Source organism: Erwinia endophytica (assembly GCF_009295515.1).
Classification (GTDB): domain Bacteria; phylum Pseudomonadota; class Gammaproteobacteria; order Enterobacterales; family Enterobacteriaceae; genus Erwinia; species Erwinia endophytica.
In genome coordinates this window covers 150,331-165,407 of sequence record NZ_RQVV01000011.1, presented here as the reverse complement: position 1 = coordinate 165,407, position 15,077 = coordinate 150,331, and the positions used below count along the sequence as shown (strand labels likewise).

General features: G+C 51.9%; 15 protein-coding genes. 8 read left to right on the top strand and 7 right to left on the bottom strand.

Annotation, left to right across the window (positions count from 1 at the left end):
• The first annotated feature begins 26 nt into the window (after window positions 1-26).
• Genes moeA through EH228_RS20120 form a run of 3 tightly spaced genes read left to right on the top strand, consistent with a single transcriptional unit; the run spans window position 27 to window position 2,134 of the window.
• A complete protein-coding gene (moeA, locus tag EH228_RS03130) occupies window positions 27-1,262 on the top strand; it encodes a molybdopterin molybdotransferase MoeA (protein ID WP_152320234.1) in 1,236 nt (411 codons plus the stop codon).
• Between the two features lies 1 nt (window position 1,263).
• Window positions 1,264-2,019: a molybdopterin-synthase adenylyltransferase MoeB gene (gene moeB, locus EH228_RS03125; protein ID WP_152320233.1), complete on the top strand. Its 756-nt coding sequence runs from the start codon at window positions 1,264-1,266 to the stop codon at window positions 2,017-2,019.
• Window positions 1,997-2,134, top strand: a complete 138-nt coding sequence (locus EH228_RS20120) for a hypothetical protein (RefSeq protein WP_193323255.1) — start codon at window positions 1,997-1,999, stop codon at window positions 2,132-2,134. Before moeB ends, EH228_RS20120 begins: the two co-directional genes overlap by 23 nt.
• Window positions 2,135-2,176: 42 nt before the next feature.
• Here the strand turns inward: EH228_RS20120 and EH228_RS03120 are convergent, their stop codons facing one another.
• The 6 genes from EH228_RS03120 to mntR form a co-directional block, all read right to left on the bottom strand.
• Window positions 2,177-3,769 (bottom strand): ABC-F family ATPase, encoded by a 1,593-nt coding sequence (locus EH228_RS03120; protein WP_152320232.1) that lies wholly within the window; start codon window positions 3,767-3,769, stop codon window positions 2,177-2,179.
• A 105-nt stretch (window positions 3,770-3,874) separates the two neighbouring features.
• Window positions 3,875-5,362, bottom strand: a complete 1,488-nt coding sequence (locus EH228_RS03115) for a sugar porter family MFS transporter (RefSeq protein WP_152320231.1) — start codon at window positions 5,360-5,362, stop codon at window positions 3,875-3,877.
• A gap of 294 nt (window positions 5,363-5,656) precedes the next feature.
• Window positions 5,657-7,213, bottom strand: a complete 1,557-nt coding sequence (locus tag EH228_RS03110; protein ID WP_152320230.1) for an efflux transporter outer membrane subunit — start codon at window positions 7,211-7,213, stop codon at window positions 5,657-5,659.
• Window position 7,214: 1 nt separating this feature from the next.
• A complete protein-coding gene (locus tag EH228_RS03105; protein WP_152320229.1) occupies window positions 7,215-8,783 on the bottom strand; it encodes a DHA2 family efflux MFS transporter permease subunit in 1,569 nt (522 codons plus the stop codon).
• Window positions 8,780-9,907 (bottom strand): HlyD family secretion protein, encoded by a 1,128-nt coding sequence (locus tag EH228_RS03100; protein ID WP_152320442.1) that lies wholly within the window; start codon window positions 9,905-9,907, stop codon window positions 8,780-8,782. Before EH228_RS03100 ends, EH228_RS03105 begins: the two co-directional genes overlap by 4 nt.
• A 307-nt stretch (window positions 9,908-10,214) precedes the next feature.
• Entirely contained in the window at window positions 10,215-10,667 is a 453-nt protein-coding gene (gene mntR, locus EH228_RS03095; protein WP_152320228.1) for a manganese-binding transcriptional regulator MntR, read from the bottom strand.
• A gap of 164 nt (window positions 10,668-10,831) precedes the next feature.
• Between mntR and EH228_RS20630 the strand changes: the two genes are divergently transcribed.
• The gene (locus tag EH228_RS20630; RefSeq protein ID WP_275065350.1) at window positions 10,832-10,957 is read left to right on the top strand and encodes a hypothetical protein; all 126 of its coding nucleotides are present in this window, start codon (window positions 10,832-10,834) and stop codon (window positions 10,955-10,957) included.
• A 45-nt stretch (window positions 10,958-11,002) separates the two neighbouring features.
• Here the strand turns inward: EH228_RS20630 and ompX are convergent, their stop codons facing one another.
• Entirely contained in the window at window positions 11,003-11,515 is a 513-nt protein-coding gene (ompX, locus tag EH228_RS03090) for an outer membrane protein OmpX (RefSeq protein ID WP_152320227.1), read from the bottom strand.
• A gap of 384 nt (window positions 11,516-11,899) precedes the next feature.
• Here ompX and rhtA point away from each other — a divergent pair, with 384 nt between their 5' ends.
• From rhtA to glnH, 4 genes are all read left to right on the top strand, one after another.
• Window positions 11,900-12,778, top strand: coding sequence for a threonine/homoserine exporter RhtA (gene rhtA / locus EH228_RS03085; protein WP_152320441.1), 879 nt, complete (start codon window positions 11,900-11,902; stop codon window positions 12,776-12,778).
• Between the two features lie 432 nt (window positions 12,779-13,210).
• Window positions 13,211-13,714: a DNA starvation/stationary phase protection protein Dps gene (dps, locus tag EH228_RS03080; RefSeq protein ID WP_152320226.1), complete on the top strand. Its 504-nt coding sequence runs from the start codon at window positions 13,211-13,213 to the stop codon at window positions 13,712-13,714.
• Window positions 13,715-13,810: 96 nt separating this feature from the next.
• Complete coding sequence (locus EH228_RS03075; RefSeq protein ID WP_152320225.1) at window positions 13,811-14,074, top strand: DksA/TraR family C4-type zinc finger protein; 264 nt, start codon at window positions 13,811-13,813, stop codon at window positions 14,072-14,074.
• Window positions 14,075-14,320: 246 nt separating this feature from the next.
• Window positions 14,321-15,067, top strand: coding sequence for a glutamine ABC transporter substrate-binding protein GlnH (glnH, locus tag EH228_RS03070; protein ID WP_152320224.1), 747 nt, complete (start codon window positions 14,321-14,323; stop codon window positions 15,065-15,067).
• Window positions 15,068-15,077: the final 10 nt, after the last annotated feature.

Below are 15,077 nucleotides of genomic sequence, written 5' to 3'. Positions count from 1 at the left end.
GACGTTTCGGGCATGCCGGAGACATTATGGAAGCCTTTACTGCGGGACTGATTTCCCTGGATGATGCCCTGTCGACCATACTCGCACGCATCTCCCCGGTTAGCGAAACTGAAATATTACCGCTGACTGCCGCCCCTGGCCGCATTACTGCCGAAACAGTAATTTCACCATTAAATGTGCCGCCATTCGACAATTCAGCGATGGACGGTTATGCCGTGCGTCTGGCCGATGTTCAGGCGGGCAAGCCGCTGCCGGTCGCCGGTAAAGCCTTTGCTGGCGCACCATTCAACGGCACATGGCCTGCCGGCAGTTGCATTCGCATTATGACCGGCGCGCCAATGCCCCCAGGCGCCGACGCGGTGGTGATGCAGGAAGAAACACGTCAGGCAGGCGATGCCATAGAGATAACCGCAACCGTCCAGACCGGTCAAAATATTCGCCGGGTGGGGGATGACATTATGCAAGGCGCCAGTGTGCTAAGCAGCGGTGTTCGTCTGGGCGCGGCGGAACTGCCGCTGCTGGCTTCGCTGGGCATTGCCAATGTTAAGGTCTGGCGCAGACCACGCGTGGCGATTTTCTCCACCGGCGATGAATTGCAACCCGTTGGGCAGCCGCTGGCGGCCGGACAGATTTACGACACAAATCGATTTGCCGTCCATCTGATGCTGGATAAACTGGGCTGTGAGGTTATCGACCTCGGCATCATCGTTGACGATCAAACAGCGCTGCGGGCGGCCTTCCGCCAGGCAGACAGCCAGGCTGATGTGGTTATCAGCAGCGGCGGTGTTTCGGTGGGCGAAGCGGATTACACCAAAAAAATGCTGGAAGAGCTGGGCGAAATCACCTTCTGGAAACTGGCAATCAAACCCGGCAAGCCCTTTGCTTTTGGGCGCCTGCACCATAGCTGGTTCTGTGGCCTGCCGGGAAATCCGGTGTCTGCGGCGCTGACTTTCTACCAATTAGTACAACCGCTGCTGACGAAGCTTAGCGGTCAGCAAGGTCCGGCCCTGCCACCCCGTCAGCGCGTCAAAGTTGCCACACCACTGAAGAAAACGCCGGGACGACTGGATTTTCAACGTGGTCGGCTGGTGCATAATGCACACGGTGAACTGGAAGTACACAGTACCGGTCCACAGGGCTCGCACGTGTTTAGCTCGTTCAGTCAGGCTAACTGCTTTATCGTACTGGAACGCAGCCGTGGCAATGTCGAGGTGGGCGAATGGGTTGAGGTTGAGCCGTTCAATCACCTGCTGGAAGGATAAGATGCGCCCTGAACTCAGCGATGAAGAAACCCTGCGCTATAACCGCCAGATAGTGTTGCGCGGCTTTGACTTCGATGGTCAGGAAACGCTGAAAGCGGCGAAAGCGCTGATCGTCGGGCTGGGTGGACTGGGCTGCGCCGCCAGCCCCTACCTGGCGTCGGCGGGCATCGGGCATCTCACGCTGCTGGATTTCGACCGCGTTTCCCACTCTAATCTGCAACGGCAGATCCTGCATCATGACGCCGCCATTGGTCAGTTCAAAGTGGACTCGGCCCGCCAGCAATTGCAAATCATCAACCCGCATATTTCCCTGCGGGCCATAGCGGCTGACCTGGAAGATGCGGCGCTGGCAAAACTGATTGCTGAACACCATGTAGTACTGGATTGTACCGACAATGTGGTCACTCGCGAACAACTTAACCGCCTCTGTTTCAGCAGCAAAACACCACTGGTCTCCGGCGCAGCAATCCGCATGGAAGGACAGATCAGCGTGTTCCGCTGGCAGAAAGATGAACCCTGCTACCGTTGTATCAGTCGGTTGTTCGGTGACAGCGCGCTAAGCTGTGTCGAAGCAGGGGTAATGGCGCCGCTGGTAGGCGTTATCGGCTCGCTACAGGCGATGGAAACCATTCGTCTGCTGACTGATTATGGCGGCAGCGTAGCGGGTAAACTATTGATCTACGATGCCATGACCCTGCAGTTCCGCGAGATAAAACTGGCGAAGGATCCAGACTGTGAAGTCTGTGGCCAGGGATAATCCCCCCACTTTAGTGACCGCGCCAGTGTTGTTCCAGCGCGCCGACATCCGTTTATGCCAGGATCACGAAACGATAGTCACCTTCTCCAGCCATCAGCAGAACCAGGCGGTGTGACCATCAACCCTGGTTACTGCTGGTTAGATATGACATGCAGTTTTAGACAATTCCCCGACTGCGCAAATAGTCTTCGTAATTACCCGTAAAGTCGTTGATTTTACCCGGCGTCATTTCAATTACCCTGGTCGCCAGCGAGCTGACAAATTCCCGGTCGTGCGAGACGAAAATCAACGTGCCCTGGTACATCTCCAGCGCCATATTCAACGCTTCAATAGATTCCATATCCAGGTGATTGGTCGGCTCATCCATCACCAGCACGTTCGGTTTTTCCATCATCAGCTTACCAAACAGCATCCGTCCTTTTTCACCACCGGACAACACTCTGGCGGGTTTTTTAATATCATCCTGACTGAATAGCAAACGCCCGAGGATACTGCGGACCGCCTGTTCATCATCGCCTTCCTGCTTCCACTGGCTCATCCAGTCAAAAACCGTCAGGTCGTTGGCAAAATCATGCGCATGATCCTGAGCGTAATAACCGATACGGGCATTCTCAGACCACTTCACTTCACCGTTATCCGCCTGAATCTCACCCACCAGTGTTTTCAGCAACGTACTTTTACCAATACCGTTCGGGCCAATAATCGCCAGTTTCTCGCCAACCTCCAGCAGCAGATTAAGATTCTTAAACAGCGGCCCCTGATCAAAACCTTTGGTCAGAGACTCAAGTTGTAGCGCGTTGCGGAACAACTTCTTGTCCTGTTCAAAACGGATAAACGGATTCTGCCGACTGGAAACCTTAACCTCTTCCAGCTTGATTTTGTCGATCTGCCTGGCGCGGGAAGTTGCCTGACGGGACTTGGAGGCATTTGCGCTGAAGCGACTGACAAAGGACTGCAGTTCGTTGATCTGCGCTTTTTTCTTGGCGTTATCAGCCAACAGACGCTCGCGAGCCTGGGTGGCCGCCGTCATATATTCGTCATAATTGCCCGGATAGACCCGCAGTTCACCATAATCCAAATCCGCCATATGCGTACAGACCATGTTCAGGAAGTGACGGTCATGCGAAATGATGATCATGGTGCTGTTACGTTCATTCAGCACGTGCTCCAGCCAGCGAATAGTATCGATATCGAGGTTGTTGGTCGGTTCGTCGAGTAGCAGGATTTCCGGGTCAGAGAACAACGCCTGCGCCAGCAACACACGTAGCTTCCAGCCTGGTGCGACTTCGCTCATTGGGCCATAATGCTGTTCCAGTGGGATCCCCACCCCCAGCAGTAATTCACCCGCTCGCGCCTCTGCGGTGTAGCCGTCCATTTCGCCGTATTTCACTTCAAGATCAGCCACTTTATAACCGTCTTCTTCGCTCATTTCCGGCTGCGCATAAATACGGTCACGTTCTTCTTTCACTTCCCACAGCTCACCGTGACCCATGATCACCGTATCCAGCACAGTAAACTGTTCAAAGGCAAACTGATCCTGGCGCAATTTACCAATGCGCTCATTAGGATCGATCGACACATTACCGGCGGACGGAACCAGATCCCCCCCCAGAATTTTCATAAAGGTGGACTTACCGCTACCATTGGCGCCGATCAAGCCATAACGGTTACCGCCGCCAAATTTGACAGAGATGTTTTCGAACAGCGGCTTACTGCCAAACTGCATGGTGACGTTGCTGGAAACTAGCACAGGATTGCCTTTCTTTTGCGATGTGAGAATGTGGACCAGCGCGCATTATGCCAAAAAAAAGGGGCGGCGAATACACCACCACCCGCTAAGAGACCGGCGTATGACTCAGTGACTCTCAACCTTGCGTTTCGATGCCGGCAGTGGGCGAGTTCCGCGGTCGCTGCTCAACCAGTCATGCAAATAGTGTTCGATCTGCTCCAGACTGCGATTACGCGTTTCCGGCACGCATTTGACAACAAAGACCGCGCCAAACAGACCGATAAAAGCAAAGATAAAAAACGCCCCCGCAAGACCTACACTGGCAAGTAATATCGGGAAAGCAAGTGAAATCAGGAAGTTGGCGATCCACATTGAAAAAACGGCACCGCCCATGAAGATGCCGCGCAGACGGGTGGGAAAGATCTCAGACAACAGCAGCCAGGTGACTGGTGAAAGCGCACCCTGCTGGAAACTGAGAAACATCAGCATACCCAACAGCACCATATAACTACGCAGCGTATCAACCTGTCCGTGAACCATCTCCGGCATAAAGTAGCTGACGCCCCCAATAAACAACAAACAGGCGGTACAGCCAAACTGGCCGAGCATGGTCATGGTGCGGCGCCCCAGGCGCCCTAACAACCAGATGCCAACAAACGTCATCAGCACAGAAATCGCCCCATTGGCAATGGTGGCAAACAATGCGGTATTGGTACTCATTCCCACCGATTTCAACATGGTCGGCGCGTAATACATGATGGTATTAACACCGGACAATTGCTGAATAACCGCGACGCCGATACCGATAAGAAACAACTTAAACAACCATGGCTTTTTGAGTTCCTTCAGCCGCGGTTTACTTTTGTTCTCATCTTCGCTCAGCGTTTCTTCGATCTCGGTCAGTTCCCACTCTACATCCTCTGGCGCCCGGGTTCGTTCCAGTACCTTCCTCGCCTCGGCCAGCCGCCCTTTCATTGCGTACCAGCGTGGCGTGTCCGGCATAAACATCATGCCAAACCACAAAGCAACCGCCGGTATGGTGGCAACAGCCAGCATCCAGCGCCAGGTTTCATCTCCTCCCCATGCCGCGTTAAACCCCGCGTTGGAGATATAGGCCAACATCTGACCCGACACAATCATCAGTTCCTGCAGCGTCACCAGTTGTCCACGCTTATTGGCTGGCGCAATTTCAGCGATATAGACCGGCACGGTCGCCGCCGCGCCGCCCACAGCCACCCCCAGTACCAGACGGAAGAAAATCATCCAGTGTACATCCGGCGCCAACGACGTACCCAACGCCCCGACAGCAAAGATCACCGCAAGAATAATGATGATTTTCTTACGCCCGGCAGCGGCGGCAAAATGACCGGAAATCAGCGCACCAAAAGCCGCGCCGAACAGCAACGAACTGGTCACCAGCCCGGTAGTAAAAGGGGTCAGATGAAGCTCTTTACCCATAAATAACAGGGCACCAGAAATGACACCGGTGTCATAACCAAACAGCAGCCCCCCCAGTGTGGCAATGACGGCGATAACTTTAACGAAAGGCTCAGTCCGGCTGTTGCTGTTGGGACCGGACGCCCGACTGGGAGTGAAATACAATTCTTTTGACATAGTGATTTCAGACCTCTTGTTGTTATCTGGCAAGTAGGGAATGTCAGCGTAAGGGGCCGAACTCTTCACCCCACATGGCCTCTAATTTAGTCTGTTTTTTTCATTTTAATTAAGTATGAAAATTAAATTTTGCGGCATGACTCGCATCAATGATGCAGACTTGTGATCAACATCTCATTAAAGAGTTAAGAAATGGCTGGTGACGGAAGAATAAAGTGCAAGAAAAAATCCGCATAAATTTTACACGGATTTTTTAAAATATTTATTTCAAAATAAGATGAAGAATGGTCTGAATTAACCGGCAGGCGCATCTCCACTTGCCGCTGGGCCAAAGACGGAGTAATCAGGTAACGTCACGTTCTGGTAAAGCTCCCAACCGCCGCCGAGTGCTTTATACAAGGCCACAAGGTCAAGACTGCTCTGAACCCTTGCGGAAGCGGCCTGCTGCTTCGCCTGCGCCAACTGACGCTGGGCATCCAACGCATCGAGAAAGGATGACAGCCCCTGCGAGTAACTGTTTTTCGCCAAATTGAAGGTGGTCTGTAAGGCTTCCACCGTCTGATCCAGTCCGTCCACCTGTTGCTGGTCAGTACGGTAGCTGACCAGCGCATTTTCCACGTCCTGCAAAGCAGTCAGTACCGTCTGACGGTAAGCCAACGCTGCGCTGGCCTGCTCAGCCCGCGCCAGTTTCACGCTGGAAACCAGGCGCCCCCCCTGGAAGACAGGAATCGAGATTGACGGACCAAAACTGTAGAAATGGCTGCTCCAGTTATCCAGATAGCTGGCATCAGTGTTACGCACACCAAACTGCCCGGTCAGCGAAATATCGGGAAACAGCTGGGCAACCGACACGCCAATGTTAGCCGTTGCTTCGTGCAGCTTTGCTTCAGCCTGACGCACATCGGGACGACGGCGCGCCAGCGTAGAAGGCAGTCCAACCGGTACTGCTTTCGGTAATACCGGTAGCGGCTTACTGGCCATCAACTCGCCATCCAGCATTCCCGGCGGCTTACCAAGTAACACGGCCAGGCCATTCATCGCCTGATGGATTTGAGATTGATACTGCGGTAACTGCGCCCGCAAGGCATTAAGCTGAGCGCGAGCATTTTCTACGTTCATTTGCGGAGCCAGACCATTACGCTGCTGGCTTTGGGTCAATGCCAACGTCTGCTGCGCCACATCAATCTGGGTCTGCAGTGTCTGGCTGATCAACTGCGCCCCACGCAACTGCAGATAAGTTCGCGCCACTTCCGCCTCAAGTGAGACCAACACATCGTTGCGGCTTTCCAGTGACTCCTGCTGCTGAGCATTGGCCGCTTCTACCTGGCGACGAACCTTCCCCCACAGGTCCAGTTCCCAGGAGGCATCAAAGCTTCCCTGATACAGGCTTATCGGCTTAGTCAGGCTACCCAGCGAGGATTGCAACGCCGGATCGGTTTGATCGATCTGATCGTAAATCCCCCTCGATTCCAGCTCACCTTTTAGACCGGGCTGCTGACGCTGGGCAGAGAGTTCGCCGTTAACCACCGGAAACCATGCCCCACGCGCCTGGTTCAGTTGCTGACGCGAACCGGCGATACGTAGTACAGCCTGCTGTAAACTCAGATTACCGGCAATCGCGCGTTCAATCAGGCTGTCCAGTTGAGGATCATTAAACGACGTCCACCAACGGGGATTGGTCACCGTAGCCTGAGGTTTAGACCCCGCATCCGATTGCAGGGTGTTAAAGGAAGCTGGCGTTGATGGCTCAGGCGCCCGATAATCCGGCCCGACCGAACAAGCGGATAACGCCAGAGCGGCGACCAACAGCACGCTGAGTCGCGAACGTGCAAATAAAAGAGAAACGTTCATGTCAGTGTGCTCCTGCACTGCCCTCGCTCTTAATCGGCGCAAGCAGTAAACAAAAAGGGATAAGAATCAAAGCAATAATACTGAAACACATAAAGACGTCGATATAAGCCAGAATCCGCGACTGAGCTATCATCTCTTTATACAGTTGGCCGGTAGCGATAGTCACAGGATCACCCACCGCCGAGGTAAAGTCCCTGACCCCCTGCGCCCAACGCTCGACTGTCAGGTTAAACGGTTCATTCAGCGGCGTCATGTTATGCACCATGTTGGCACTGCGTACCTGCGTTCGCTCGGTAATCATCGCGGTAGATAATGAAATGCCAATTGACCCCGCAACATTGCGGCACATGGTAAACAACGCCGAGGCATCCGCATTCAGCCGTTGTGGGATCGTGGTATACGCGATGGTCGTCAATGGCACAAACAGAAAGCCCAGCCCGATAGTCTGCACGCTACGCATGATCACCAGCGAGGTAAAATCGATGTTCGGCGTCAGCGTGGATGAATAGAGATACGCCCCCCCAAGACAGGCGAACCCAAAGGCGATAATCAATCGCGTCTGCACCAGCGGCATCAACTTCAGTACCAGAGGAATCGACAACACGATCAATAACGCTCCGGGAGAGAGCACCAACCCCGACCAGGTCGCGGTATATCCCAAATCCTGCTGCGCCAGTTGCGGAATAACCACTGAACTACCATATAGCAATGCCGCCATTCCCGACATTAACACGCTGGAGACCCAAAAGTTTCGGTCCTTGAGGACATATAAATCGACCACCGGCTTTTTAGCGTACAGTAGCCAGTAAACCGCGCCAATCAAACCAATGGCGGTGAGGATGGCAAAGGTAACAATAAAACGAGAAGCGAACCAGTCATCATCTTCACCACGATCAAGCATGACCTGTAAGCAGCCCAGGCCCAGCGTGATTAAACCGATGCCAATATAGTCGATGCTCAGCTTGCCCTTAGCCCATTTGCGCTCCCATGGTGGATCTTCAAGCAGTTGGTAGATGGCCAGGGTACTGAAAATCCCCACCGGGATATTGATAAAGAACACCCAGCGCCAGCTATAGTTATCGGTTATCCAGCCGCCAAAGGTAGGTCCCAGCACCGGTGCCACAATAATCGCGATGGAAGAAAGACCAAACGCTTTGCCTCGATCTTCCGGTTTAAAGTAGTCAAGCAGCACCGACTGCTGCACCGGCTGCAATCCACCACCAAAAAAGCCCTGCAATACCCTGAACAGGATAATCTGCCACAGTTCGGTCGCGATGCCGCACAAGAAGGAACAGATAGTGAACATCACCACGCAGATCAGGAAAAATTGTTTGCGACCGAACAGGCGGCTGAGAAACGCTGAAATCGGCAATACAATACCATTTGCCACCAGGTAGGACGTCAATACCCAGGTGGATTCGTCATAGCTGGAAGACAGCGAACCCGCAATGTGCGGTAACGATACGTTGACGATGGTGGTATCCAGAATCTCCATGAACACCGCCAGCGTCACCGATATGGCCACCAGCCAGGGATTGCTGGTCGGTTTCCAGGTCTCGCGGTGGCTCATTCAACCGTCACCTTAGGCACTACCGACAGCCCCAGCGGCAGAGGATGGTTCGGATCCAGCCCTTTGTCGATGATTATCTTAACCGGCACGCGTTGCACAATCTTCACGTAGTTACCGGTGGCATTCTCTGACGGGAAAGTAGAGAAACGCGAGCCAGACCCCATTTGCACACTGTCAACATGCCCTTGTAGTTTCATATCCGGCCAGGCATCAACGGTTATCTCAACTTTATTGCCTGGTTTCATGCGTTCAAGTTGAGACTCTTTAAAGTTCGCAATAACCCATACATCAGGCGACACCAGCGAGAATAACGCACTCCCGGGCTGCACCAGCGTGCCTACCTGAACATTACGTTTGGTGACGAAACCATCATAGGGTGCGCGTACCTCGGTATAAGAGAGATTCAGATTGGCGGTATTCAGTTGAGCCTGCGCCTGTTGTACCTGCGCCTGGCGTGCTTCAACATTGGTTTCCTGCTGGCGAATCTGCAACTGAATTTGCGAAGCCACTTCGACTTGCGCTGTGGCATTGTCCAGCTCGGCTTTGGCGCTTCTTAACTGCGCGCTAACCGCATCAATATTCTGTTGTGAGGTGGCACGCGGATCGACACCGTGCTGGCGTTTGTAATCCTCCCGCGCATTAAGCAAATTGGCTTCAGCTTTCGCCTGTTGCGCCAGCGCCTGATCTTTCTGCGCCGGATACTGCACCTTAGAAAGCGCCAGCGCGGCCTGAGCCTGATGCAACTGGGCGATCGCCAGATCCAGTTGCGCCTGCGCCTGAGAGTGCTGTGCCATGCTATCCCGCGGATCGATTAGCACCAGTAGCTCGCCCTTCTTCACTTTCTGGTTGTCACGAACCAGCAATTTAGTGACATAACCAGATGTTTTCGGCGCGATAGTAATGGCGTCCGACTCAGTAAAAGCATCGTCTGTGGTTTCAATATTGCGGGTGCTCAGCCAAAACCACAGCGCGACAATCAGGACCACCACCACCACGACTGCGAGGATGACTAGCGGCTTTTTACCGGGTCCTTTACGTTCAGTGTTGTCCTGTTGCGGGTTGTTATCTTGATGATGCTGACCATCATCTGAGAGAGAAGTTGATTGATTAGCCATAGTTCTCATTAGTTTATAGCGAACCCCAATCAGGTCCGTAAGATTCATGCTGCTATAACAATAAAGCGTAAACTGACAATTACCAGCGTTTACTTACAAAGTCAGACTAGCCTGAAACTAAGCCGCATTTATGACTAAAAACAGTGATTAAGTTAACCGTATGGCTTCGGTTACCCGGCATTACGTCCTCCCTTTGCGGGAACAGACATGGCAACCACCACGTTCCTTCTGGCAGGAGAAAACAACGCGTGTGCCACAGCAGAAAAAACCTTCGCAAGATTGGTTGTCATACTGGCTCACACGCAATGCGCCAGAATTATTGGCGGCTTTGATAAAATTTCTGGAAGATTGCCAGCGTTTCATCACTGACGTGATGCTCAAGCCCTTCAGCATCACGGCGCGCGGTATCAGGGCTGATCCCCAGCGCCAGCAGGAAAGTTTCCACAATATGATGACGCTCACGACTCTCTTCCGCCAACGCTTCACCCTCAGCGGTCAGAAAGACCCCCCGGTAAGGAACCTGTTCTACCAGACCCACACTGGCCAGCCTTTTCAGCATTTTGGCGACGGTTGGCTGAGAAACGCCAAGACGCGCCGCCATGTCGACCTGGCGTGCCTCACCAAACTCACGGATCAGATCGGAGATCAACTCAACATAGTCATCAATAAGTTCACGCCGGTGAGCTTCCCGCACCTGACGGAAACCTTCGACATGCTCTTCAATATCTTTCAGTGGCGCGGGCACTGCTGTTTTTGCGCGACGACTCATCCAGCTTCCTCTTTTTATTCTTACTGACGCACGGAACCGCCGCATCAGCCTGTGTGCCACATTGTAAACGAAGCTCAAAGAAGCACAAATTTTCGCGAAATAGCACTGGCTACAAATTATAGCTCTTGCTATATTTTTTGATAAAGTGAACGGGAGGAATCATCATGAACACGCCACTTTTTCTACAATTGCTCTGTCGGTCACCGTTTACCCTGCGGCTTCAGTTACTGGAAATGCTGACCAATAAGTTAACGGAACCCCGTTTAGCGCATAAAAAAATCCGCCACTAAGGACGGATTTTTTATTGCCCGTAGGAACGGGCAAATGATGACCACTTAGAAGCTGTAGCCTACGCCAGCAATCCAGGTGCCAACATCAACACTGCGGATACGGCTCTGCTCGTAGCCAAAATCAAGAGCAACATTTTCGATGCCTGGATTGAACTGCACACCAGCACCGTAAGAGAAGCCAACGTCGCTTTCATCATGTTTGTCACGATCCACGCCGTTAGCCTGGAATTTACCGTAACCAATACCGATGACAGCATAAACGCTAGCCCAGTCGTTCAGACGGTATGCAGGACCACCGGTGAAACCGTAGTACTGACCTTTGTGGTACGTGCCAGACTCAGAACGATCTTTCTCAGTGTAAGTGAAAGATCCGATCCAACCCAGTGGGTTGTTCTCGTCTTCGTAACGGTATTTCAGGTTGAAGCCGTTAGCTTTGTTAGCTACGCCCTGCATATCGCTTTGTGCGTAACCGCCGGTAACGGTGCTTCGTGCCATTGCTGAACCAGCAGTAACAGCCAGTACGCAAGCCAGTGCTGAAAGACATGCAATTTTTTTCATAACCACCTCAAATGTGAAAATACTTATCTCCTGACAACGCTGGAAATATAACAAAACTCAGGAAGAAACTCTGCCCCGAATTTGTTGTCCAATACGAAGTTTGGTGTAACAGGACGTTAATGAAGTCCGCCATGTCATTCTTTTTACTTATAAATCAGGAGTTCCCTCAGTCGCGTCACAAGAATGTAAAAATTTGTTCATTACGGCTATTGTTCATTAAATTTGACGTTTCTTTACCATTCAGCGACTGTTTTTCCGCACCTCACCAATTTTTTTCCACCATTCTACTGCTTAATCTGCTCTTCCATTACACTATGGAGGACTTTTTCTCACACTGATGGACGAATACGATTGAGCTACAGGACGTCAACTTCCGCTACTATCATGCATCACCCTGTCTGGCCAGCCATTTTGGTTCTGCTAATCGCCATGATCTCTATTCAAGGTGGAGCTGCGCTGGCGAAAACACTCTTTCCGGTAGTGGGCGTTCCAGCAACGACCGCCCTGCGACTTGGACTGGGTACCATTATCCTCTGCGCTATTTTTAAGCCCTGGCGTTTGCGTTTCAGCCGTCAGCAAATGTTGCCGCTGGTGCTATATGGTATTGCGCTGGGAGGAATGAACTATTCCTTTTATCTGGCGCTGCACACTGTGCCACTGGGGATTGCTGTGGCGCTGGAGTTTACCGGACCGCTGACCCTGGCGTTGGCCGGTTCACGCCGTCCGCTGGATTTTGTTTGGGTGCTGCTGGCGCTACTGGGTCTGTGGTTCCTGCTGCCCATTGGGCAAAAGATCTCTGGTGTTGACCTCAAAGGCGCGCTGTTAGCCGTGTTGGCGGGGGGGTTCTGGGCCCTGTATATTCTCAGTGGCCAGCGTGCCGGCGCTGAGCATGGTCCTGCCACGGTTGCGGCAGGCTCGCTGATCGCCTCGCTGATTTTTGTTCCGGCGGGTCTGATCTGGGCTGGCAGTGGCGTCTGGAGCTGGTCACTGCTCCCTATCGCACTCGCCATGGCCGTGCTGTCCAGTGCGCTCCCCTATACGTTGGAGATGGTGGCGCTAACCCGCCTTCCAGCCAAAACCTTTGGCACCCTGATGAGTCTGGAACCCGCCATGGCAGCACTGTCCGGAATGGTATTTCTGGGTGAAACGCTGATACCGGCGCAATGGCTGGGGCTGCTGGCCGTCATCCTCGCCTCGGCAGGCTCCACGCTGACCATGCGCCCTAAGAAGACCATCGCCCCCGTTAACGAACTGCGTGAATAACCGCGATTGTTGGCCTGATCTGATCGCTTCGTCCCGTTGCCGCCAGCGCGGTGCAACATGCGCTGGCTGTTTTATCCTGCAATTTTAATTATTTAGGGCATATCAGTTTTATTTATTATTTTTTAGTGAAAGCGAAGTAGCATTTCTGAAAACAAATATTCCGTTATGCTTTAGCATTACAATAACCCTTCAAATTCCCCAGCTATTGTTAATAAAATTCATCAATATAAATCAATAACATAGCCATAAAACTTAATGGTGACATTTATTAACTTCATTTAACCCATTGAATTCGTATAAATACTCGGAGTTATGTTCCGAAAGGCGAATGCTATTCGAGCAATAGACAGTTACTTTCCTGCAGAGTTAAAAAACAATGATATACTTATTCCTGTCATTTTCAGGACAATCGACATTAAGAGGATATGAATGATGAGTACCGCTAAGCTGGTAAAAACAAAATCTTCTGCTCTGATTTATACCCTTAACAACGTGGCTGACGAAGAGAAAAAGGCCACCATTGAGGTGCTTAATCGTCTGGTAACAGAATTCATTGATTTGTCTCTGATAACCAAGCAGGCGCACTGGAATATGCGCGGTGCAAACTTTATCGCGGTACATGAAATGCTTGATGGTTTCCGGACCACCATCAACGAGCACCAGGACACCATCGCGGAACGCGTGGTCCAGTTGGGTGGCGTGGCACTGGGGACAACTCAGGTCGTCAATAACAACACACCACTAAAAAGCTATCCATTGAATATTCATAGCGTACAGGATCATCTTAAAGCCCTGGCCGAACGTTATGCTGTCGTCGCTAACGATACCCGTAAAGCGATTACCGAAGTTGAAGATGAAGACACCGCGGATATTTTTACCGCAGCATCCCGTGATCTGGATAAATTCCTGTGGTTTATCGAAGCTAACATCGAGTAATGTCCCTGCAGGTCGCTTTTCAGGCGGCCTGCCCGTCACCGTACAACAAACGTAGCAGATGACGCCTTTCATCTGATTTTTCTTTGGAGGTTAACCATGGCCAGCGGCTGGGCACGTGATGATGCCGTACAAGAACAAATTGATTCAACCATTGATGACGCGGTTTCCCGGGCGCGCCGCTCACTGCATCAGGGCCACAGCGCGGAGTACTGTGAACACTGCGGTGAACCGATTCCTGAAGCCAGGAGACTGGCCTTGCCCGGGGTAAAATATTGCGTACAGTGCCAACAAGTCCGCGACAAGGCACAAGCCATCAGTCTGTATAATCGCCGCGGCAGCAAAGACAGCCAACTGCGCTAAATAACGATTTATTTAATTTTTAAATCTGCGGCGAAAATTCAGTGACAACACGATGTTGTCTAAAAATCTCTTCTCCTTATCCTGACACATGATTAGCCATCTTCAGGCCCCGGGCTGTCTGCCGCCATATAAATTGACTTAACGTGCTGCTTTCCATATATTCCGCCATAAGTGGCATCCGTTTTTCATACTGACACGGGCATTCAATCAGGCGAAAAATCTTGCCTGAGGGCATAAGGATAAAAAATGAAATCGATGATTAAGTTTTCCCTGGCTGCGCTGACGCTGGCGTTTGCTGTCTCTTCCACTGCCGCAGAAAAGAAGCTGGTGGTCGCGACTGATACTGCCTTCGTGCCTTTCGAGTTTAAGCAGGGTGATAAATATGTTGGTTTCGATGTGGAATTATGGGCCGCTATCGCTAAACAACTGAATATTGATTACACCCTGAAACCGATGGATTTCAGTGGCATCATTCCTGCCCTACAGACCCGCAACATCGATCTTGCGATAGCTGGCATCACCATTACGGATGAGCGCAAGAAAGCCATCGATTTCTCCGACGGCTACTACCAAAGCGGCCTGCAAGTCATGGTGAAAGCCAACAACAATCAGATTAAAGGTATTGATGATCTGAACGGTAAAGTGGTCGCGGTTAAGAGTGGTACCGGTTCGGTAGACTACGCTAAGCAACACATCAAAACGAAAGACCTGCGTCAGTTCCCGAATATCGACAACGCCTATATGGAGCTGGGAACGGGACGGGCTGATGCGGTTCTGCACGACACGCCGAATATCCAGTACTTTATCCATACCGCGGGTAAAGGCCAGTTCAAAGCGGTTGGCGACTCTCTCGAAGCACAGCAGTACGGCATAGCCTTCCCGAAAGGCAGCGACGAACTGCGTGAGAAAGTCAATGGCGCACTGAAAACGCTGCGTGAAAATGGGACTTACAGCGCATTGTATAAAAAATGGTTCGGCACCGAGCCTAAATAATATTTAGTTC

Bases quoted from the DNA above. Each gene is read 5' to 3' on its own strand.
- moeA (WP_152320234.1), top strand. From the start codon at position 27: ATGGAAGCCTTTACTGCGGGACTGATTTCCCTGGATGATGCCCTGTCG.
- moeB (WP_152320233.1), top strand. From the start codon at position 1,264: ATGCGCCCTGAACTCAGCGATGAAGAAACCCTGCGCTATAACCGCCAG.
- EH228_RS03115 (WP_152320231.1), bottom strand. From the start codon at position 5,362: ATGTCAAAAGAATTGTATTTCACTCCCAGTCGGGCGTCCGGTCCCAAC.
- EH228_RS03110 (WP_152320230.1), bottom strand. From the start codon at position 7,213: ATGAACGTTTCTCTTTTATTTGCACGTTCGCGACTCAGCGTGCTGTTG.
- EH228_RS03105 (WP_152320229.1), bottom strand. From the start codon at position 8,783: ATGAGCCACCGCGAGACCTGGAAACCGACCAGCAATCCCTGGCTGGTG.
- EH228_RS03100 (WP_152320442.1), bottom strand. From the start codon at position 9,907: ATGAGAACTATGGCTAATCAATCAACTTCTCTCTCAGATGATGGTCAG.
- mntR (WP_152320228.1), bottom strand. From the start codon at position 10,667: ATGAGTCGTCGCGCAAAAACAGCAGTGCCCGCGCCACTGAAAGATATT.
- EH228_RS20630 (WP_275065350.1), top strand. From the start codon at position 10,832: ATGAACACGCCACTTTTTCTACAATTGCTCTGTCGGTCACCGTTTACC.
- ompX (WP_152320227.1), bottom strand. From the start codon at position 11,515: ATGAAAAAAATTGCATGTCTTTCAGCACTGGCTTGCGTACTGGCTGTT.
- rhtA (WP_152320441.1), top strand. From the start codon at position 11,900: ATGCATCACCCTGTCTGGCCAGCCATTTTGGTTCTGCTAATCGCCATG.
- dps (WP_152320226.1), top strand. From the start codon at position 13,211: ATGAGTACCGCTAAGCTGGTAAAAACAAAATCTTCTGCTCTGATTTAT.
- EH228_RS03075 (WP_152320225.1), top strand. From the start codon at position 13,811: ATGGCCAGCGGCTGGGCACGTGATGATGCCGTACAAGAACAAATTGAT.
- glnH (WP_152320224.1), top strand. From the start codon at position 14,321: ATGAAATCGATGATTAAGTTTTCCCTGGCTGCGCTGACGCTGGCGTTT.